The organism is Arabiibacter massiliensis (genome assembly GCF_902386925.1).
Lineage (GTDB): Bacteria > Actinomycetota > Coriobacteriia > Coriobacteriales > Eggerthellaceae > Arabiibacter > Arabiibacter massiliensis.
In genome coordinates, this window is the sequence record NZ_LR698996.1 from 410,882 (window position 1) to 431,440 (window position 20,559).

Consider the following 20,559-nt stretch of genomic DNA (forward strand, 5'->3'; position numbering starts at 1 on the left):
TTTCCACTTCTTTCGCTCTTTTTTTATTTCTTTTCTTTATTCTGTTATTCTCTTTTATTGTTCTCATCTCTGGGCTGCGGCGCGGGCGGGCTTGCCGGGCGCTGCGGGACGGACGACCCGAGCGCGACGCCGGCGTTGAAGGACATGGGGTGCAGCGACGCCGAGAACGTGAGCGCTCTCGGGTAGTCGGTGCGCGCGATGTTCTGGAACAGCATCTGCACGGTGGAGTTCATCACGTACATGAGCAGGCATACCGCCGCGATGTCGACGAGTCCGACGGCTCCCAGCGGCAGCGCGGCCGCAAGTGGCGCCAGCGCGGCCGGAGCTAATACATGTCCCAAATGGGGACAGTCCCCATTTGGGACATTACGCCAAGGCGGCGTACTCCTCGTCGGTCACGGGCTCGAGCCATTCGTTGGAACGGCCCTCGCCGGGAACCTCGATGGCGATATGGCCGAACCAGCTTCCGGCCTTCGCGCCGTGCCAGTGCTTCACGTTCGCGGGGATCATAACCGTGGTGCCCGGCGTGAGGCTCCGCGCCGGTTCGCCTTTCTGCTGGTACCAGCCCTCGCCGGCGGTGCACAGCAGGATCTGCCCGCCGCCCGATGCGGCGCGGTGGACGTGCCAGTTGTTGCGGCATCCCGGCTCGAACGTGACGTTCACCACGGAGATGCCAGCGGCCTGCGCGTCCACCAGGGGGTTCAGGTACGACTGCCCGGCGAAGTACCGCGCGAACCCGTCGTTGGGCGCGCCCGTGCCGAACATGTTCTCCCGCTCAAATTCCTCTTTGTCCATGGTTGCCATCTCGCGATTCCCTTCTCGTGGTTTGATCGGTTCGGCCCTCATTGTGCGCCTTGAAGCGAACTCCAAGTCAAGAGGCTCTTGACTTGGAGCGGACTCCAGACGGTATCTTGTTTCGGAAAGCGATGCGACGAAAGGCGGCTTGATGGAAAAGCGATGCTTGGACAGGCGCACGTTCGTGATGGGCGCGGCCGCGCTCGGCGCGACGGCGCTCGCGGGCGGGGCGCTCGGCGGGTGCGCGGCCGAGGAGCCCGCAGCCGTCGGGCCGGCTGCGCCCGAACCTGCGGCCGAGGCGCTGTCCTACGACTCCATGTTCCCGCCGCATGAACCCCTCGGGCGCGGCATCGGCGCGATGCCGGGGCGCGTCGCGTGGGTGCGCGACGGGGCGGCCGTGAACTGGGACGGGTCGGGCTACTGGTGGCAGCGCGAGCACTTCGATGAGGACGTGGTGCGCCGCATGGTGCCCGACGGCATCGCGGCGACGGCGGGCGCGGACGACGTCGCGGCCGGGTGGCGGGCGCTTTTCGAGGCGCACAACGCGCGCAGGGGCCGCGAGGGCGGCTACCTGCCCGGCCAGAAGATAGCCGTCAAGGCCAACATGAACGGCGCGGGCACCAACGGATCCGACGAGGACAGCGCCATGAGCTACACGACGCCCGTGCTTTTGCGTGCGCTTCTGCTCTCGCTCGTGGAGGACGCGGGCGCGGCTCCCGATGACATCACAGTGTACGACGTATGCCGCATCTTTCCGCGGCACATGATGGAACTGTGCTCGGAGGGCGCGCTCGCCGGCGTGCGCTTCCGCTACAACGACGCAGGCGGCCAAAACGACGCGGCCGGCGACGAGGACGCGCCCATCGCGTGGTCGGCCAACGTGGCGGGCGACGCGAACGTCGTGCCGCGCTGCGTGTCGGAGGCCGACTACTTGGTGAACCTCGCCAGCCTCAAGGGCCACAGCTACGGCCTCACCCTGAGCGCGAAGAACCATTTCGGCTCGCTCGTGAACTCGAGCCGCACGCGCCCGCCCGAGGCGGCGGGCATCCACCGCTATGCCTCGGGCCAGGTCATGGGCATGTACACGGTGCTTGTGGACCTGCTGGCGAACGCGAACCTGGGCGGCAAGACGGTGCTCTGGATGCTCGACGGCCTGGTGCCGGCCTCCTCCGAGGGTGCGAGCGTGACCCCCGAGGCGGCACGCTGGGAAGGCTCTCCCTTCGACGGCGGGTTCTGCGCGAGTGTGCTGTTCTCGCAGGATCCCGTGGCGCTCGACTCGGTGGGCGCCGACCTCCTCATCAACCAGCCGGCCGTCACCAGCAGGAACGCCGCGCTCGCGGGCAACCTCGGCGTGGAGAACTACCTGCACGAGGCTGCGCTCGCCGATGCCGCGCCCTCGGGCACGGCCTACTTCGACGGCGCGGGCAACCCGGCGGCGAGCCTCGGCGTGCACGAGCACTGGAACAACGCGACGGAGCGCCTCTACAGCCGCGACCGCGGCGAGTCCGAGGGCATCGAGCTCGTCCGCATCCTGCGCTGAACGGGTACGCCGCCTCATGATGCGAGCAGTCGGGGCCTTCTTCGCGAAAAGCGGCCCTCAGGTGCACCGTTTTGGCCGCTCTGAAGCTCCTGAGGAGGGTTGGAGGGCCCGGCGCGCTTCGTCGGAGGACAAGCCGCGTGCGTTTCCCCAGGTGACTTGTTCCCCTATCTCTCAAAGATCGCTCTCGGAGCTTCAGAGCGGCCAAAACGGTGACTGGGAAAACCGTTTTTGTCGAGGTATGCCGTCTGCCCCCGCTCGCGGCTGCGGTGCCGGATCGGGGCGCTTACGAAACGGTGTATTTGGGCCATCCCATCTGGTGGGGCTAGCTGCCTTACGTAGTGCGCGCGTTCTTGCAGTAGCACGCCATGACGGGTAAGACGGTTGCGCTGTTCTCCACGAGCAGCGGCAGCGGTATCGAAGGCGCGCTCGGCGATGTTCGCGCGCGACATCCCGATGACGATTTGCGCAAGCCGCTGGCCTGCTCGACGCAGGAGCCGCAGCCGGCCGAGGACGCGGGCGCGTCCGCTACATGGTGTCCCAGGAATGAGTCTGCTTGTACTCGTGGATGTCGGCCCACATGCCCGAGCGGATGGAGTAGCCGCCGTCGCATACGAGCGTCTGCCCGGTGATGTTGCACGCCTTCGAGCTGACCAGGAACAGCACCGAATTGGCGATGTCCTCGCCGGTGCCATAGCGCTTGAGCGGCGCATGGCGCTTCAGCATGTCGAACTGGAACTGCACCGATTCGTTCGTCTTGGCGTATTCCAGGATGCCCTCGCTTAGGATGGAGCCCGGCACCACGGTGTTGCAGCGCACGTCCGCATCGCCGTACTGCACGGCCACCGAGCGCGTGAGCGCGTTCACGCCGGCCTTGGCGCACGCGTAGGCGGCCGTGTTGTCCTCGCCCGTGAGCGACGCCGTGGAGCTCACGTTGACGATGGCACCGCCCTGCTTCAGCAGGTGCGGCAGACTGTGGTGGATGGTGAGGAAGTCGCCGCGCAGGTCCACGGCGATGATGCGGTCCCACACGTCGGCCGGCGTCTCGTGTACCTGACCCTCTTTGAGCTGCATGAAGCCGCAGTTCACTAGGATATCGAGCTTTCCGTAGCGCTCGACCGCCGTGCTGACGAGCGCCTTGATGGACTCCTCGTCCGCAAGGTCCATCTGCACGAAGCACGTGTCGAAGCCCTGGGCGTTCAGCTTGTCGGACTCCTCCTGGCCCGTCGGCTTGATGTCGGCCAGCACCACCTTGGCGCCCTGCTCAGCAAGCAGCTGCGCGATGCGCAGGCCCGTGCCGCCCGCTCCGCCGCCCGCCGCTCCCGTAACGATAGCAACCTTGCCGTCCAGCTCGTAATCGACCATGCGACGTCCTTCCTCCCGTGCCCGCGGATGATGCGATCCAGTATAGAGCACGGCCTCCGGAGTTCTTTGCCGGGGGCCGCGAGCGAGCGGAACCGTCGCCGACGGGCCGTTTCCGGTGGCTCAGCAGAGGATTCGGAGGAAGGCTTTCCAGCCGGCTTGGCCGGCGGGGTCGCGTTTGAAGACGCCGGCGGTCTCGAGGATGGCGGCGAAGGCTCGGGCGACCTCGTCGCGCAGAATGGGGCCGATCGCCCCGCCGTGCGGCTCGCGGGCGAGCTCGGCGGCGCGGCGGGCGAGGATGGCGGCGGCCCAGGCGGCGTGCGGGGCGGCGTCCTCGTGCGCACGCAGGCGCGCCTCGGCCTCCTGCGGCGTGCGTCCTGCGCGGGCGGCGTCCGCCAGCTCGCGCTGCACTTGCGGCAGCTCGCGGGCGAGGCGCGGAGGCAGGATGGCGAGGCCCATGATCTCGATGAGGCCGATGTTCTCCTTCTTGATGTGGTGCAGCTCGGCACCGGGGTGAAAGACGCCCCCCGGGCGCTCGGCGTCGGCGCGGTTGTTGCGCAGCACGAGGTGCATCACGTAGTCCGAGCCCTCGCGGTGCACGATGGGGTTGAGCGTATTGTGCCGCCCGTCCGCGTCATGCGCGACGATGCCGCACGGCTCGAAGGAGAAATCCTGCCATGTCTCAAGGATACGCGCGGCAGCGCGCGCGAGGGCGTCGCGGTCGCACGAGCGCAGACGCAGCGTCGAGGCCGGCCAGCGCACGACGCCGCAGCGCACCTGCGGCAGCCCCGCCAGCGGCACCTCGCGCTCAATGGGTACCCTCATCAGGGGGAACGTGTGCCGTCCTCCCTGGAGGTGGTCGTGCGAGAGTATCGAGCCGCCCACGATGGGCAGATCGGCGTTCGACCCGACGAAGTAGAACGGGAACAGGTCTGCGAAGTCGAGCAGCCGCGCCAAGCAGGACAGGTCGATCTTCATAGGCCGGTGCTCGGCCGAGAGCGCGATGCAGTGCTCGTCGAAGTACGCGTAGGGCGAGAACTGGAGCCCCCAGCGCTCGCCGCCGAGCTCGATGGCGGCGATGCGCAGCCCGGGCTTCGGGAGACGTCCGGGCGCGCCGGGGAAGCCCTCGTTCTCCCAGCAGAGGTCGCAGCGGGGGATGCCGGGGCCTGCGGGCGCGGACGTTCCGGCGTTGCGGGCGGCTGCTGCGATGGCGCGCGGATCCTTCTCGGGCTTCGAACGGTTGATGGTGATCTCCAACTCCCCGTAGGGGCTCCCCGCCGTCCAGCGGATGGTGCGCGCCACGGCCGCCTCGTCGATGTAGCCGCTCGACGTGCCCAGGTCGTGCAGGTAGGCGACGGCTGCCTCCGCATCCTGCGCCCGCAGGCGGTCGAACTCCGCGCGCACCTCTTCCGGCGCGGGCAGCGCCGCGCCCATCAGCCGAGCCTCCGCGCGCACGCGCCCGGCGCGCCGATGGCCACGGGCAGGCAGGCGTCGTAGCCCAGAAGCGCGTCCATGCGCGTGCGGAACGCGTCGGCCTTCTCCTCGGGCACGAACGCGAGCACGCTGCCGCCGAACCCGCCGCCGTGGATGCGGAACGCGCCCTGTTCGCCCAGCAGGTGCGCGCACAGTGCGAGCACCACCATGGCGGGCTGCTCGGCGCCCGAGCCGTTCGCGCGCGGCGACACGTTCTGCAAGAACTGCGCCGACGACATCCCCGATTGGCGCACGAGCGCGAGGAACGCGGGAAAGTCGCCGTTCGCAAGCGCCTTCTCCTGCGCGTTTACGCGCCGCGTCTCCTCGAAGTAGTGGAGCGCGCGCAGGGCCGCGCGGTCGCCCAGCTCCGCGCGCACCCCAGGCAAGTCGGAGAGGAACGCCTGATAGGGCACGTCCTCCAGCCGCTCGCGTCCGAAGCGCCGCGCGACGGCGAACATGTCGGCGGGGACGGCAAGGAACTCGTCGGTGTGGCGCGAGTGGTCGCAGCGGCTGTCCACCAGGAGCAGCGCGTGCCCGCTTGACGCCGCGTCGAAGGCGACGGGGGAGACGAGCGGCACCTCGCGCGCGAAGTCGAGCGCCACGATGCCGCCGTGCACGCTCGCCAGCTGGTCCTGCGCCCCGGTGGGCTTGCCGAAGTAGACGTCCTCTGCCCAGGAGCCGGCGAGTGCGAGATGCGTGAGGTCGCGGCGCAGGTCGGAGCCAGGCGGGTCGCACACCGCGCGGATGACCAGGCCCATCATCATCTCGAAGGCGGCCGACGACGACACGCCGCATCCCGGCGGCACGTCCGAGCACGTGACCGCGTCGAACCCCGCGATCTCGCCGCCCGCCCGCGCGTAGGCGGCGGCCATGCCGCGCACGAGCGCCGCCGACGTGCCGCGCTCCTCGGCGCGCGCCTCGAGGTCGCGGATGCGCAGCGCCGCCTCGCCGAAGCCCTCCATGCTCATGCGGATCGCGTCCGTGCCGTTCGGCGCGGCCAGGGCGAACATGCGCCGGCCGATGGCGGCGGAGATGGTGCGCCCGCCCTGGTGGTCGGTATGGTTGCCGGCCAGCTCCACGCGCCCCGGCGCGGACGCGAACGCGAAGGAACGGCCGTCCACGTCGCCGAAGCGCGCGATGAACCGCTGCTTCAGGTGCTCCAGCGCCTCTTCCTCGCTCCGCATCACAGCCCTCCCTCTTTCGCGAGCTTGCTCACGCGTCGATCGTACGTCAGAAGCCCGTTCGTCTCCTCCTCCACGTCGGAGAGCTGGGTGTACACGTACCCGGCCAGCCCCTCGGCCTCCAGCGCGTCAGCCTGGGCGAGGATCTCGCGCACGCCCGCGCGAAACGACGCGAGGTCGCCCGAGGAGCCGTACCCGTACGACGTCTCGAGCGAGCAGTGCCCGTCCACGTGATAGGAGAGCCCGCCGAACTCCGAGATCACGAACGCGCGCGGCGGCCGGGCGTGGTCGGGGTACACCTCGAGCGGCCGGAAATAGTTGTGCACGCTCAGGAAGTCGCCGCAGCGCTGGTCGTACCACCCGCTCACCGCGTCGATGGGCCGCGTCGGGTCGAGGCCGCGCACGAGCTCCGTCGCCCGGCGCGCCTCGAACTGCCCCCATGCCTCGTTGAACAGCACCCAGGCGACGATGCACGGGTGGTTCCGCAGGTGCTCGACGGTGCCCGCGCACGTCGCCGTCCACTCCGCGCGGAACGCCGGGTCATCGGCGGCAAGGCCGGGCAGGTGGCGCGGATCGTCGTCGGCGTGGCGGCCCCACGAGCTGCGGAAGAACGTGGGCTTGTAGCTGGACTGCCACGCATCGGGCGCGCCGCCGCCGCTCACCATGTCCTGCCACACGAGCATCCCCAGCTTGTCGCACCACCAGTAGAAGCGGTCGGACTCCACCTTGATGTGCTTGCGCAGCAGGTTGAAGCCCGCCTCGCGCATTGCGCGCACGTCGTGAGCAAGCGCCTCGTCGTCGGGCGCGGTCATGAGGCCGTCGGGCCAGTAGCCCTGGTCGAGCACGCCGCGCAGGAAGAGCGGCTCGTGGTTGAGGCAGAAGCGGGGCACGCCGTGCGCATCCGGCTCCACGCCAACGGTGCGGAAGGCGCAGTAGCTGGCTGCGCGGTCGCGGCCGAAGGAGAGCTCGAGGTCGTAGAGGTGCGGGTCGTCCGGGCTCCAGAGATGCGGGTTCGGCACGTCGAGCGAGAGCATGCAGCGGCCGTCTTCCGCAGGGGCCTCGCCTCGCGCGGCTTCGCGGCCGCCGTCGAGCAGCCGCGCGGCCAGCACTGCGTCCCCGCGCACGGTCGCCTCCAGCAGAAGCTTTCCCTCGTCGGGATGCGGGTCGATCTTGAGCGCGACGATGCGCTCCGCCGGCACCGTCTCCAGCCACACGCTCTGCCAGATGCCGCTCTGCGCGGTGTACCAGATGCCCCCGCGCGCGAGCCGCTGCTTGCCGCGCAGCTGGGTGCCGGCATCGCTTGGATCCCATACGCGCAGGACGAGCTCGTTCCCGCCGTCGGCCAGCGCGTCGGTGACGTCGAACGAGAACGGCAGGTAGCCGCCCCTGTGCTCGCCGACGCATGTCCCGTTCACATAGCAGGCGCAGGCGTGGTCGACGGCGTCGAAGTGCAGGATGATCCGCTCGCCGTCTGCAGGCTTGCCGCACGTCAGCGCGCGCCGGTACCACAGAAGCTCGTCCGGCCGCACCTGCCGGCGCACGCCCGAGAGCGGCGCCTCCGGCGAGAACGGCACGCGGATGCGCCCGTCCCACTCCGCCGGCGGTTCGGCTTCCCCGGCTGCTGTGATCGCGTAGTCCCACCACCCGTCCAGCAGCTCGAAGGCCTCACGCGCGAGCTGCGGCCGCGGATGGACGCGCGTCCGCTCGTCCCCCGCCGCGAGCGCCTCGCCCCACGGCGTGAGAAGCTCCCGCAGCTCCACGTCCTCCGGCTTGCGCGGCGCGCTCGCCAGCACGCGTTTGATATCGAGCATCTTCGCCTCCTCAAAAAATGGCATAAAAGGGGACTGTCCCCTTTTATGCCATTTTGCTCTTCTTGATGAACGGCAGCACGACGAACGTCAAGAGCGCCACGGCCGCGCCGCCCAGGAAGATGAGCGACGACGGCGTGAACCCGTCGCCCACCACGCCGAACCCGAGCGCGCCCGACCCCGCGCTCAAAGCCGAGCCGATCCACGGCCCCACCAGCATCGGCACGAGCACCGCCATGAAGATGCGCACGCCCTGGAACGACCCCACGCGCCCGGCGGGGGTGTTGTTGCGCACCTCCGCGCCGAAGCACGCGACCGCCCCCAGGTAGCCGCAGAGCATGAGCACCGACCCCGCGAACACGCCCGCGAGCCCTGTGAGCAGCGTGAGCACGACGCACCCCGCCACGAACAGCGCAAGCGGCAGCACCACCGCGCGCGAGAACCCGCGCCTGTCCACCCGCTTGCCGTAGAGGATGGTGAACACGGCGGCGATGACGATGCCCGGCGCCATCACGAACACGTAGCTCTCGCCCAGGATATAAGGAAGCCGCAGGTACAGCACGTAGTAGGGCATGAACACCTGCAGCGCCGTGGCGAACACGAGGTAGCCCAGAAGCACCAGGTAGAGCGTTCGGTTCTCGCGCACCGCCTGCGGGCGGAAGCCGTAGAGCGCATTCGCCAGATAGCCGCCCGCGGGCGCGCGACCGGGCGCGGAATCGCGCATGAGCAGCAGCACCGCTGCCCCGAGCGCCATGACCGCCACGCCGGCGATGGTGAAGAACAGCGGGTAGTCGTAGGTCACCGTGCCGTCGGGCCCCACGATCATGAAGAACATCGCGCCGCCGAACACGGCCAGCATCGCGAGCAGCGGCATGGCCGAGTTCACGCCCTCCACGCGCCCGCGGTTCTCTTCCGTGGTGATGTCGGTGACCCAGGCGTTGAAGCACGAGTCGTTCGCCAGGCTGCCGAAGAACGTCATCACGCAGTCGAACACGATGGTGAGCGTCACGCCGAACGCCATGGCCGCCGCAGCCGTGCCGGCGAGCGCCGACGAGATTGATTGCAGGTACGCGAACACGATGATGGACGCGCCCCAGAGGATGGTGCCCACGCCGATGAACGCTTTGCGCCGCCCGACACGGTCCGACCACGCGCCAGCGAACAGCGTCGTGGCCGTGGCCGTGAGAGCCGAGGCGGACACCATGAGCGCCACGTCGGAGAGCGACGCGCCGAACGCGTCCTGGATGAACAGGTTGAAGAAGTTGTTCTCGAGCGCCCAGGCCACCTGCCCGAAGAACGACAGCAGGATGATGAGCGCCCACGAGCGCCTGGACAGGCCGGAGCGGGCGGGGGAGACGTTTTCAGCAGACATGGCGTCGTCGATTCTCTCGAGGGAAACAACCTAGTGCCATCCTACCGGATTCCCCGCTCCGGCGCACCCTCCTTTACGCCCGGCGCACCGGGCGCACGTACTTGCAGAAGCGGGCGGGATCGAAGTAGAAATAGATCACCTTGCCCGGCGTCGTGTCGAACTCCCAGCCGTTGTCGGCTGCTTCGAACGCGGCCATCGCGGCCTCTATCTGGCTTTCTACGGTGCGCATTTCCTGCTCGTAATCGAAGGGCCCGTGTTCGAACACGGCGTACTCGCCCGCGTCCACGTCCATGAGCTGCAGGTTCGGCGGCACCTCGCCTGCCCAGTCGGCGGGAAGGCGCGCGCCGTGGCACTCCACGCGTGGGAAGCCCCACTCGCACAGACGCCCTTCGGGGTCGCTCACGTAGGCCATCACCTGGCCGCCGCCGGCGTTCGCCTCCGCGCCGCCCTCGTCGTCGAGCTTCCCCTTCACGCTGTCCAGCAGGCCGCAGACGGTGGCCCTGTCCTGCCCGGGTATCTCGGCCTGCCTCTGCCAGAAGTCCCAATAGCCGTTGCTCTCGTAGTTGCGCACGTGCAGGAGCTTATGCGCGGGCACCGTGACGAAGTACGGCTCGATGCGATCGTTCGATTCCGCCATGCCGATCTCTCCCATTCCCAGCACGTAGCGGTCGAAGGCGGTGATCTTCGTGCGCAGCACCACGGGGCGCGGGTCCGCCCGGTACGCGCTCGGCGTCACCCCGAAGGCGCGCTTGAACGCCCGGGTGAACGCCTCGTGCGACGAGAACCCATGCGCCAGCGCGATGTCGAGCAGGCTCTTCTCGCTGTCGCGGACCTCCTTGAGCGCGAACGCCAGCCGACGCCCCCGCAGGTAGTCGCGCAGCGGCATGCCCGAGACCTCCCGGAACCTCCGCGTGGTGTGGAACTCGGAGTAGCCGAGCCGCTCGGCCAGGGCGCGCAGCGTGAGCGCCTCGTCGTCGCGGTTCGCGATGCTCTCGTCGATCGCGTCGACGATCTGCTGCACCTGCCTTCGCCATTCGTGCATGTCGTGTTCGTTCCTTTCGGGTCGCGCGCGCTGATTCCCACTATAGGACAACGTGCCCGCCCTCGCTTGATTCGACTTGCGGTCGTTGCCTGCGCGTTCCGAGGGAAAGCCGTCCTACTGCTCGACGGAGACGAACGGGGGGAAGCGGTCGGAGCCGCCGCGCCTCTGCATGGTGTCGGCGTCCACGTCGAAGGAGGCGCCGTCGTACTCATAGCGCAGCTTGCCGCCTTCGCAGCGGAAGCGATGCTCCGATTGGAAGGCGACGGGCTTGAAGCGCCCGTCCTGCACCGGCTGGTCGCGGTAGAGCGCCTGATCCTCCCTGAGCTTCAGCACGCCGTCCTCGAGGCGCACGTCGTAGATGCCGCTCACGACGGCCTCCGCGGCGACGTCCTTCCCCGAAGCGGAGACGCAGCGGAAGCTGCCGGTGATGCCGCCCGTGCTCCTGCGCCGCGCCAGCTCGAAGCGGAACAGGGACACGGCGCTGAAGTCCTTCCGCAGCTCCTCGCGTTGCCCGTCTTCCCCCATGAGCCAGACCTTCTCGTTGGACACGATGAACATGTCGAGCTGGAACCCGCTCGACGAGCGCTTCAGGTTGCAGAAGGACATCTGGTCGGAGTACACGCCCTGCAACGCGCCGCCTTCCAGCTCGTAGACCAGCTCCTCCGTGCGCAGCGTCCTGCCGTTCACGTTCGCCTCGATGAAATCGACGATCTCATCCATCCCCATCCGTCCCTTCGTTGGAGGATTCTTCTCGGGCGAAGCATACGCATCTTCGCCCGCAGCGGCAAGAGGGTTGCGGCGTTTCATGTGGAACATTGCTCCGTGGGCGTCTCAAGCTTTTTCACGCGTCAGGATGATTCCGAAGATCGCCCCGATGAGGGCGAGGGGCGCCAACCTGACGAATAGCCATTCGAACACGTGGAAAGCCGCCCCGAACACAGCCGTCTCGGGATCGCTGTAATCCCAACCCAAGTAAGGGCTGTTCATCACCACGAGAGCTGCGGAAACCAGCACAAGCACCGCGCAGAGCGAGATAAGCAGCCAGCGAACCATCTTCCGCCTCGCGGTCTTCCTTCGCGCAAGCTGCAAGTTTATGACTTCCAGTTTTTCGGAAATCGCCTTCAAGTCGTCGGCCGCGGGCTCGACGACGGTTTCCCCCAGCAAGGTGCTCACCGGCGTCTCGAGCGCTTCCGAGAGGGCGACCAGCAGATCTGCGTCAGGGACGGATAAGCCCTTCTCCCATTTCGAGATCGTTTGCCGCACCACGTTCAGCTTGACGGCGAGCTCCTCCTGCGAGAGCCCCTTCGATTTCCTGATGGCTTGGATGTTCTCGCTCAGCATGGGGACTGCATCCTTTCTCTCGGCATTGCCGCCATTGTGCGAGAAAGCGCCTGTTGCCGCAAGCAACGCAAAGCAACATTCAAGCCGAGGAGGGGAAAATTGCTGGTCCACTGGGCTGTTCTTTAAGTGATGTTCGTGGTATTTCTCGAAGCGCGCGCCAAGTCGTGGGGCGCGGAGGGTTTATCGCGAGGATCGCCCTCCGCGCCGGTGGCGCTACATCACACGGTGGCCGAAGTCGGCCATGGACTCCACGAAGTTGGGGTCGTAGTGGCTGAAGAACAGGCTCTCTCCTGTGTCGAGCGCGATGCCCGCCTCCCCCCGCCGCGTGCTGTGCGACCTCGCCGACTGGCTCGAGCGACGGTTGAGGCTTCAGAACTGACTGATAAAATTTCTATCAGTTTCAAGCGATAACCGATATAGAATTTTTCAGTTTGCAGGCCTTCGTCTTGCAGCGAAGGGGTTCGCCGCGCCCTATGTTTCACGTGAAACATATGTGCTGAAATCCCCTATGTTTCACGTGAAACATTTTGATGGCGCGGAGCCGATTCGCGAGGGGGACGATGGGGAAGGGCGTCGCACGTTCGTGGGGAGCACGGCACACAGGGGTCCGCGCGGTTGACCGCGCCGCATGTTCGCCATGAGGGGGGTAGGTGCTTTCGCTCAGCCGACGAACTGGCCGCATCGGCGTGCGCGTCCGCTTCCCGTTTGACTTCCTGCTTGCCGACGCGTATTTTATGGATGAGAAAATGCTCATCCAACGGAAGAGGGGATGCCGTGCCGAAGTCGGCGGAGCGGTGCGCGGAGATGCGGGACGAGATGCGGGGGCGGATACTGCGTGGGTCGCTGCGCTATTTCGCGCGCAACGGGTTCGCGGGCACGAGGATCGCCGACCTGGCGCGCGGCATCGGCATCGCGCAGGGGACGATCTACCGGTACTTCGACTCGAAAGAGGACCTGTTCGCGGCCCTGCACTCTTTGGTGGCGAACGGCGACGACGTGCGGGAGCTCAAGCTGCTTGCGAAGCTGCCGCTTCCGGCGAAGGCGAAGATCCATCGCCTGTCCGCTACCGTCCTTGAGCGTCTGGCCGACGACGAGCTGTTCGCGGCCTCGGTGGTGCTGAACGCCCAGCTCATGCTGGAGGAGGAGCCGAACGCGGACGATCGGCCCGCTCCCTATCGCTCGGAGCTGTACACGCACACGGCGCGCATCGTGGAGCAGGGCCAGCGCGAGGGGAGCGTGGCCGCGGGCGACCCCTTCAAGCTGGCCGACTACTTCTGGGGCGTGGTGTACCTCTACGCGCTCAAGCGCCTGTTCACCGAGGGCTACGCCATGATAAGCGCGGCCGACCTGGAGCGCACGCTGCTGGAGGGGGGCCGCTAATGGGCGCGCGCATCGTCATCGTCACGGGCGCGACCGGAGGCATCGGGCGGGCCTTCGCGGAGCGCCTGCTGCAGGAAGAGGGCGTGGACGAGCTCTGGGCGGTGTCCCGCACCCCGGAAAAGCTCGAGCGCCTGCGCGGCGAACGGGACGAGCGCGTAGCGCCCCTTGCGGCCGACCTCTCGACCGCCGAGGGGCTGCGCGCCGTGGAGCGCGCCCTGCTCGCGCAGCCGGAGCGCCCCACGGTGGCCTACCTGGTGAACAATGCGGGCGCGGCCAAGATGGGCGCGTGGGACGAGTTCTCCGTCGGCGAGATCGAGCGCACGGTCGCCCTCAACTGCACGGCCGTCGGCGCCCTCTGCCGCATCTGCCTGCCGTTCATGGGAAAGGGGAGCCGCATCCTCAACATCTCGTCGGCCTCCGCGTTCCAGCCCACGCCCTACCTGGCCCTTTACGCGGCCACGAAGGCGTTCGAGCTCAGCTACTCGCGGGCGCTCGGCGCGGAGCTCGCGGGCACTGGCGTGACGGTGTGCGCCGTGTGTCCGAGCTGGGTGGATACCGATCTGCTCCTGCGCGAGGTGAACGGCCGCCGCGTGGCGTTCCCCGGCCTCGTGCCGCCCGGGAAAGTGGCCGACCGCGCCCTGCGCGACGCGCGGCGGGGCCGCGCGCTCTCTGTGTTCCCCCTGTACGCGAAGTACCTGCACGTGGCCGCGAAGCTCATGCCGCAGCGCCTCGTCATGGCCACGTGGCTGCGCATGCTCAAGCGCTACGAGCGCTGACCGGAGCCCGTGTTTCACGTGAAACACCCGTGCTGAAACCCCAGATATTCCACGTGAAACATCCGGGAGGTTTCATTTGACTTCGCCGCAAAATCTCGCAATCTCCGAGGCGTTCTACTCCTAGCCATCGAGTGATATCGATGATATCATGAGGCGAGGCGAATAGAGAAAGAGGAGTGCTATGTCGGATCTGCTCATCAGGAACCTCGAGAGCGCGACGAAGGACGCGCTCCGGGCGCGCGCGGCGAGGAACGGCAGGTCTCAGCAGGCCGAGGCCCGTGCGATCCTCGAGGCGGCCCTCGAGCCCGAGCCGCGAAGCTGGGTGTCGCGCCTGCGCAAGGCCGCCGCAGCGGCCGAAGGCATCGAGATCGAGCTTCCCGAGCGCCATCCTGCCCGCGGCATCGACACGGGAGGCTGGCTGTGAAGTACGTCGCCGACACTAACGTCGTCTCCGAGCTGATGAAGCGCGACCCGTCGCCCGACGTCGTCGATTGGTTTTTCGACCACGAGGGCGAGGTGCTTCTCACCGCCATCACCGTCAAGGAGCTGTACTTCGGCATGCTGCGCCTGCCCGACGGACGGCGCAAGCGCGCCCTGGAAGAGGCCATCACGGCCATCGTCATGGATTGCGCGGACATGACGCTGCCCTTCGATGCGTTCAGCGCCTACCTGTGCGCCCGGATGCACGAGGCCGCCGTCGCAAGCGGCCGGACGCCGACGATCGAGGACTTGATGATCGCGGCCATATGCCAGCGCAACGACGCCGTGCTCGCAACGCGGAACACGAAGGACTTCGATTTCCTCGGCATCGAGCTCGTGAACTCCTTCGATCCGCGCTAGCCCGCGCCTCCAACGGTTGCGCAACGGGTCGGCGACTGCGGGCGCGCAGGGGTTACCGTGTGCGCGATAGGCAACGACGACCGCGGCGGCCCTCCCCGAAGAGGCCGCAGGCGATAAGGAGGCACACATGGCGGAATTGACGAGCGCGAAGGACCGCATCGAGCTGCGCAACGGCTACGGCATCCCGTGCGTGGGGTTCGGCACCTGGAAGATGCCCGACGGCGAGACGGGCCTCGAGGCCGTCCACCAGGCGCTCGCCGACGGCTACCGGCACATCGACACGGCGGCGGCCTACGGCAACGAGGAGACGGTGGGCAAGGCGCTCGCCTCCTCGGGCATCCCGCGCGAGGAGCTGTTCGTCACCACCAAGGTGTGGAACACGGACCGCGGCTACGATGCCACGCTCAAGGCGTTCGAGGAGTCGCGAAGCAAGCTCCACCTGGACTACGTCGACCTCTACCTCATCCACTGGCCCGCCGCGCGCGGCGCCGAGGCCGACTGGCAGCGCACGAACCAGGAGACGTGGCGGGCGCTCGAGACGCTCTACCAGGAGGGCAAGGTGCGCGCCATCGGCGTGAGCAACTTCAAGCCGCACCACCTCGAGCCCCTCATGGACGCGGCCGAGGTGCTGCCTATGGTGAACCAGATCGAGCTGCATCCCGGCTGCAACCAGGAGGTCACGCGCGAGTTCTGCAACCGCCACGACATCGTGGTGGAGGCGTGGTCGCCCCTCGGCAGCGGGCGCGTGCTGCAAAACCAGCTGCTCATCGACATCGCGGCCTCCTACGGCTGCACGGTTGCACAGCTCTGCCTGCGCTGGTGTTTGCAGCGCCGCGCCATCCCGCTGCCGAAGTCCACGAATCCGGCGCGCATCGCCGAGAACGAGCGCCTGTTCTGGCTCAACCTCACCGACCTCGACCTGCAGCGCATCGACGAGCTCGACCCCCTCGGCCAGTCCGGCCTCGACCCGGACGCCATCGACTTCTAAGCGCGCCGATCGGGGGCGGCCCGGGCCGGCTGCGCGCCCGTAAAAGAGGCGCGGCTTCGGCCGCGCCTCGAAACCCTCTGCGAGAACTTAGCTGACAGCTAATGTTTTCGCCCTCCTCTTTCTTTAGCATGATTGGCACCTTGTCGGAAGAAGGCTGCTCAGCCTTGCAGGAGGAAGGATCCCTCATGAACGAATACCAAACGCCCGGAGCTCCGGGAGGCCGTCGCTACGAGGCGCCGCAGCCGATGACGGCAATGGGCATAGCCGGTCTGGTGCTGGGCATCCTCGCGCTGCTCACCTCCTTTCTGCCGTTCATCAACAACTTCTCGTTCGTTTTGGCCCTGCTGGGGCTGGTGTTCGCCATCGTGGGCATCGTCGGCACGGTGCGCGGCAAGCGCCGCGGGAAGGCCCTCGCCATAGCCGCCCTGGCCATCTGCGTCGTATCCATCGTCGTGGTGCTTGCAACGCAGGCGATGTTCAGCGCGGCCCTCGACGAGGCTGCCGGCAACGCAAGCTCCTCCTCGACAACGCCGCCCGCTGCGACCGACGCGGGGCAGCCCGTGCCCGCAAGCGGGTCCGACGAGGGCAAGCAGGCGAAGTACGCGGTGAGCATCGACGATTGCCAGGTGACGCAGGATTACTCGGGCGCGCCCGCCATCGTGGTCACGTACACGTTCGCCAACAACTCCGACAAGCCGCAGAGCTTCATCGTGGCCGTCTCGGCGAAGGCGTTCCAGAACGGGGTGCAGCTCGATACGGGCATCGTGCAGGACATCGATGCGCAGAGCTCCATGAACGAGGTCAAGCCGGGCGCGACCGCCACCGTGCAGATGGCCTACGCTCTGGACGACCAGTCCGATGTGAGCGTGGAGTGCACGGAGCTCATCAGCATGGATGATGCCGTGCTGGCCCAGAAGACGTTCTCGGTCGCCTAAGCGCCGCGGCGGCGCAGGGGGGGGGCGATCCGCCCGTGCGCCGCTTTCTGCTACCATGGAGAAGAACATCAAGCGAAGGCGAAGGAAGCGACGAGTGAAAGAGCCGTTGACAGAGGAGCTGTTGCAGGAGCTGCTGGCGGCGCCCGATCCGCGCGCGTTCGCCGACCGCCATCGGCTCGCCAAGCGCACCCTGCCGGAGTACCTGCAGGAGCTGCTCGACGAGAAGGGCCTCGAGCGGGTCGACGTCGTCCGCGCGGCGGGACTCAACGAGACGTTCGGCTATCAGATCTTCATGGGGCAGCGCGGCGCGTCGCGCAACAAGGTGCTGCAGCTCGCCTTCGCCATGAAGCTCACGCTCAAGGAGGCCGACCGGCTTCTGCAGGCCGCGGGCGCGAACGAGCTGTACTGCAAGAACCGGCGCGACGCCATCATCATCTTCTGCCTGGATCGCGGCTGCAGCCTGCAGAAAACCGACGAGGAGCTCTACCGGTTCGGCGAGGAGACCATCTGTTGAGCATGCGCCCGCGGCCGCATGCGCGCGCCGACGCCGACCCTGATGCCGAGGCCGCTGCCGGCGCTTCGCTGGTCGCGGCAGGCCGGGTGTCGGCTGCGGGGTATGCGCGATCTGCTACCATGGATGCCATGCATGAAGAACTAGCCGAACACCTCGACTCCCTCGCGCGCGACGACTGCTACCGCGTGGATGCCGTGCTGAAGGAAGGCCCCTTCGAAACGACGCAGCGCGTGTTCTTCGTGGGTGCGAATGGCGCTGAGCAGGGGCCGTATGTGCGCAAGTACCTCGATGGCGAGGCGGGGCTTGGCGCGGCCTACGAGCGCATAGGGCAGGCGCAGCGCGCCGGCCGGCGCTTCCTCCACCTGCCGCAGATCATCGACTGGTATGCGGTGGGGGATCGGCGCGCGGTGGTGATGGAGCATGTGCGGGGCGAGACGCTTGCCGATGCGGTGTACCGCTGCGACCCATCGGTGGAGTTGGCCTACGATCTGTTCCCCCGTCTGTGCGAGGCGGTGCGCGAGCTGCACGAGGGCTTCGACCCGCCCATTATCCACCGCGATCTCAAGCCATCGAACATCATGGTCACACAGGATGGCCTCACCGTCATCGACTTCGGCATCGCGCGCACCTTCGACGAGGAGGCCGAGGAGGATACGCGGCGCTTCGGCACGCGCGCCTACGCGCCGCCCGAGCAGTTCGGCTTCGGGCAGACCGACGTGCGCTCGGACGTGTACGCGCTCGGCATGCTTTTGTACTTCTGCCTGACGGAGAAGACCCCCGACGCGAAGGCCCGCAAGGAGCGCTTCCGCTCGCCGCAGGTGCCCGAGCCGCTGCGCCTCGTGATCGAACGGGCGACCGCGTTCGACCCGGAGGCGCGCTACGCGAGCGTCGTCGAACTCGAGCGCGCGTTCGCGGCGGCCGAAGGGGCGCTCGGGGTCGGCGGTGCCGCCACGCCGCAGCCCGCTCCCGCCCCCGCGCCCTTGCCCGCTGCTAAGCCCGCCGCGCCGAGGTCCGTGAGGACGACCGAGCGGCTCCCCCTGTGGGTCGGCGTCGTGTGGGACATGGCGATCCTCCTTCTGCTCGCGCTGTTCGCCCTCGTGGCGGGCAGCCTGGCGCTCCAGCCGGAGGCGGGCTCCTCGATGGCTGCCGAATCGATCGCCTACCGGGCCGTGGCCTATGGCTCGCTTGTCGTCCTCTTCTTCTGGCCGGCGCTCCTCGTCCTGCGCGACCGCCGTCCGCTGCGCCGGATCGCGCCGCATCTGCCCGAGCCGCGGCTGCGCACGGAGCTTCTCGTCGTGCTCGCCGGGTTCGCCGTCTGCGTGCTCGTGTTCGGCGTCCTCGACCTCTTCGGCATCTGACAACCGCGCCACGCCTGGTCAACGCCTTGGCGCGAGAGGTTGGACGCCCCCTGCCTTCCCGCTAGAGTTACGGGAATCGATCCGCGCGCGAGCCGCGCGCCTCCCACCCTGGCGAAAGGAGCCGGCGCATGGCCGACGACACCCATACCCGCGCCTCCGCGCGCAGCACCCAGCACGTCCGGCATGCCGCCGAGCCCTCCAAGCGCGCCGCCGCCTTCGAGGTGCGGCCCGCCGATGCGGCGCCGGCGCGCACCCCCGCCGCGTCCGAGGAGGCCTCCGCGAAGCCGGGCGGCTCCGGGCTCAAGCGCGTGCTCACGGTACCCGACCTGGTGGTATACGGGCTCATCTTCATGGTGCCCATCGCGCCCATGGGCATCTACGGCGGCGTGTTCCAGGACTCCGGCGGCATGCCGGCGCTCGCGTATCTGGTGGGCACGCTCGCCATGGTGTTCACGGCGCTGTCCTACGGCATGCTCATCAAGGAGTTCCCGGCATCGGGCTCGGTGTACGCCTACACCACGCGCGGGCTGGGCAAGGGCATCGGCTTCGTGTCGGGCTGGACGCTGCTTTTAGACTACATCCTCTCGCCGGTGCTTCTGTACGTGGTGGCCTCCACGGCGCTGCACGGCATCATCCCCGAGATTCCCGTGTGGGCGTTCGCGGTGGCGTTCGTGGTGTTCAATACGTTCATCAACGTGCGGGGCGTGCAGCTGGCCAACGTGGTGGACCGCATCGCGCTCGCACTTGAGATTCTCGTGCTTCTGGTGTTCGTGGCGCTGGGTGTGTACTGGCTGGCTACGAGCCCCGACTCGCACGGCTTCACGCTGAAGCCCTTCTACAACCCGGCCACGTTCGACCCCAACGTGGTGATCAGCGCGGTGTCGCTGGCCGTGCTGTCGTTTCTGGGGTTCGACGGCATCGCCACGCTCTCCGAGGAGGCGAAGGACGGCCGGCGCGGGCCGGGGCGCGCCATGATGATAGCGCTCGCCGTGGTGGGCACGTTCTTCGTGCTGCAGACCTACATCGCGAGCGCCATCAGCCCCGACGGCGCCGTGTTCGCGCAGGACTCCAACAACGCGTTCTATCTGGTGGCGCAAGTGGTGGGAGGGCGGGCGCTCTACGTGGTGTGCGCGGTGGCCACGGCCGTGTCGTGGGGTTTGTTCACGGCGCTTGCCGCGCAGACGGCGGTGTCGCGGATACTCTTCGCTATGGGGCGCGACGGCAACCTGCCCCGGCCGCTCGCGAAGATCCACCCGAAGTACCGCACGCCGTATATCGCCACCCTGTTCGTGGGCGTGCTCACGCTCGTGATCGTGCTCACGTTCGGACGTCTTGGCACCGACACCATCTCGCTGTTCGTGAACTTCGGCGCGCTCACGGCGTTTCTGCTGCTGCACGTGACTGTCATCTGGTACTTCTTCATCAAGAAGCGCGACGGACGCTGGGTGGCGCACCTGCTGGTGCCGCTCGCGGGCCTCGCGGTCATCGGCTACACATGGTGGGGCCTCGACATCCAGGCGAAGACCATCGGCCTCATCTGGATGACCCTCGGCATCGTCTACTACCTGGTGCTGCGCTTCGTGCTGAAACGCAACGTGCGGATAGGGCAGTAGGGAAGGATGATTGTCAGCATCATGGACAGAATCGAAGGCTGTGGGAACGCGCTGGCGCGGTTGGCGCAGTGAAGTTTCTCGCGACCTGGGGTTTCCCCGTTCTCGCATGACCCCGAATCGCGTTTCCGTTCCCATATCCTTCGATTCTGTCCAGCACGCTCGTCCGGGATGCCATCCTGAGCGGAGCGACCGAAGGGAGCGAAGTCGAAGGATCCCGCGCGGCGACAGCTGTGGCGTTTCCGGC

Annotated in this window: 20 protein-coding genes; 10 read left to right on the top strand and 10 right to left on the bottom strand. The window is 67.8% G+C overall.

Annotation, left to right across the window (positions count from 1 at the left end; all coding sequences use genetic code 11):
- Positions 1-44: 44 nt before the first annotated feature.
- Complete coding sequence (locus FX134_RS01720) at positions 45-341, bottom strand: hypothetical protein (RefSeq protein WP_232050810.1); 297 nt, start codon at positions 339-341, stop codon at positions 45-47.
- Positions 342-366: 25 nt separating this feature from the next.
- Complete coding sequence (locus FX134_RS01725; RefSeq protein WP_080797249.1) at positions 367-804, bottom strand: cupin domain-containing protein; 438 nt, start codon at positions 802-804, stop codon at positions 367-369.
- Between the two features lie 142 nt (positions 805-946).
- Here FX134_RS01725 and FX134_RS01730 point away from each other — a divergent pair, with 142 nt between their 5' ends.
- Entirely contained in the window at positions 947-2,335 is a 1,389-nt protein-coding gene (locus FX134_RS01730; RefSeq protein WP_080797250.1) for a DUF362 domain-containing protein, read from the top strand.
- 525 nt (positions 2,336-2,860) lie between these two features.
- Here the strand turns inward: FX134_RS01730 and FX134_RS01735 are convergent.
- The 8 genes from FX134_RS01735 to FX134_RS01770 form a co-directional block, all read right to left on the bottom strand.
- Positions 2,861-3,697, bottom strand: coding sequence for an SDR family oxidoreductase (locus FX134_RS01735; protein ID WP_080797251.1), 837 nt, complete (start codon positions 3,695-3,697; stop codon positions 2,861-2,863).
- Positions 3,698-3,817: 120 nt separating this feature from the next.
- Positions 3,818-5,128 (bottom strand): galactose-1-phosphate uridylyltransferase, encoded by a 1,311-nt coding sequence (locus FX134_RS01740; RefSeq protein WP_080797252.1) that lies wholly within the window; start codon positions 5,126-5,128, stop codon positions 3,818-3,820.
- Positions 5,128-6,351: a galactokinase gene (locus FX134_RS01745; protein WP_080797253.1), complete on the bottom strand. Its 1,224-nt coding sequence runs from the start codon at positions 6,349-6,351 to the stop codon at positions 5,128-5,130. The genes FX134_RS01740 and FX134_RS01745 overlap by 1 nt, the downstream gene beginning before the upstream one ends.
- Positions 6,351-8,159: a glycoside hydrolase family 2 protein gene (locus FX134_RS01750; RefSeq protein ID WP_080797254.1), complete on the bottom strand. Its 1,809-nt coding sequence runs from the start codon at positions 8,157-8,159 to the stop codon at positions 6,351-6,353. The genes FX134_RS01745 and FX134_RS01750 overlap by 1 nt, the downstream gene beginning before the upstream one ends.
- A 43-nt stretch (positions 8,160-8,202) precedes the next feature.
- The gene (locus tag FX134_RS01755) at positions 8,203-9,528 is read right to left on the bottom strand and encodes an MFS transporter (RefSeq protein ID WP_080797255.1); all 1,326 of its coding nucleotides are present in this window, start codon (positions 9,526-9,528) and stop codon (positions 8,203-8,205) included.
- 73 nt (positions 9,529-9,601) lie between these two features.
- Positions 9,602-10,570: a helix-turn-helix transcriptional regulator gene (locus FX134_RS01760; protein WP_080797256.1), complete on the bottom strand. Its 969-nt coding sequence runs from the start codon at positions 10,568-10,570 to the stop codon at positions 9,602-9,604.
- A gap of 114 nt (positions 10,571-10,684) precedes the next feature.
- Positions 10,685-11,290: a hypothetical protein gene (locus FX134_RS01765; protein WP_080797257.1), complete on the bottom strand. Its 606-nt coding sequence runs from the start codon at positions 11,288-11,290 to the stop codon at positions 10,685-10,687.
- Between the two features lie 111 nt (positions 11,291-11,401).
- Positions 11,402-11,911, bottom strand: a complete 510-nt coding sequence (locus tag FX134_RS01770) for a helix-turn-helix domain-containing protein (RefSeq protein WP_080797258.1) — start codon at positions 11,909-11,911, stop codon at positions 11,402-11,404.
- 774 nt (positions 11,912-12,685) lie between these two features.
- Here FX134_RS01770 and FX134_RS01775 point away from each other — a divergent pair.
- The 9 genes from FX134_RS01775 (at position 12,686) to FX134_RS01815 (ending at position 20,315) form a co-directional block, all read left to right on the top strand.
- The gene (locus FX134_RS01775; protein WP_080797259.1) at positions 12,686-13,291 is read left to right on the top strand and encodes a TetR/AcrR family transcriptional regulator; all 606 of its coding nucleotides are present in this window, start codon (positions 12,686-12,688) and stop codon (positions 13,289-13,291) included.
- Positions 13,291-14,067: an SDR family NAD(P)-dependent oxidoreductase gene (locus FX134_RS01780; RefSeq protein ID WP_080797260.1), complete on the top strand. Its 777-nt coding sequence runs from the start codon at positions 13,291-13,293 to the stop codon at positions 14,065-14,067. Before FX134_RS01775 ends, FX134_RS01780 begins: the two co-directional genes overlap by 1 nt.
- 181 nt (positions 14,068-14,248) lie before the next feature.
- A complete protein-coding gene (locus FX134_RS01785) occupies positions 14,249-14,491 on the top strand; it encodes a FitA-like ribbon-helix-helix domain-containing protein (RefSeq protein WP_080797261.1) in 243 nt (80 codons plus the stop codon).
- The gene (locus tag FX134_RS01790) at positions 14,488-14,907 is read left to right on the top strand and encodes a type II toxin-antitoxin system VapC family toxin (protein ID WP_080797262.1); all 420 of its coding nucleotides are present in this window, start codon (positions 14,488-14,490) and stop codon (positions 14,905-14,907) included. The genes FX134_RS01785 and FX134_RS01790 overlap by 4 nt, the downstream gene beginning before the upstream one ends.
- A 127-nt stretch (positions 14,908-15,034) precedes the next feature.
- Positions 15,035-15,895 carry an aldo/keto reductase gene (locus FX134_RS01795; RefSeq protein WP_080797263.1) on the top strand — a complete coding sequence of 287 codons (861 nt, stop codon included), beginning with the start codon at positions 15,035-15,037 and terminating at the stop codon, positions 15,893-15,895.
- A 185-nt stretch (positions 15,896-16,080) separates the two neighbouring features.
- Entirely contained in the window at positions 16,081-16,830 is a 750-nt protein-coding gene (locus FX134_RS01800) for a DUF5067 domain-containing protein (RefSeq protein ID WP_172623334.1), read from the top strand.
- A 94-nt stretch (positions 16,831-16,924) separates the two neighbouring features.
- Positions 16,925-17,344: a transcriptional regulator gene (locus tag FX134_RS01805; protein ID WP_080797265.1), complete on the top strand. Its 420-nt coding sequence runs from the start codon at positions 16,925-16,927 to the stop codon at positions 17,342-17,344.
- A 128-nt stretch (positions 17,345-17,472) separates the two neighbouring features.
- Entirely contained in the window at positions 17,473-18,702 is a 1,230-nt protein-coding gene (locus FX134_RS01810; RefSeq protein WP_172623335.1) for a serine/threonine protein kinase, read from the top strand.
- A 128-nt stretch (positions 18,703-18,830) separates the two neighbouring features.
- Positions 18,831-20,315 carry an APC family permease gene (locus FX134_RS01815; RefSeq protein ID WP_080797267.1) on the top strand — a complete coding sequence of 495 codons (1,485 nt, stop codon included), beginning with the start codon at positions 18,831-18,833 and terminating at the stop codon, positions 20,313-20,315.
- The last annotated feature ends 244 nt before the right edge of the window (positions 20,316-20,559 follow it).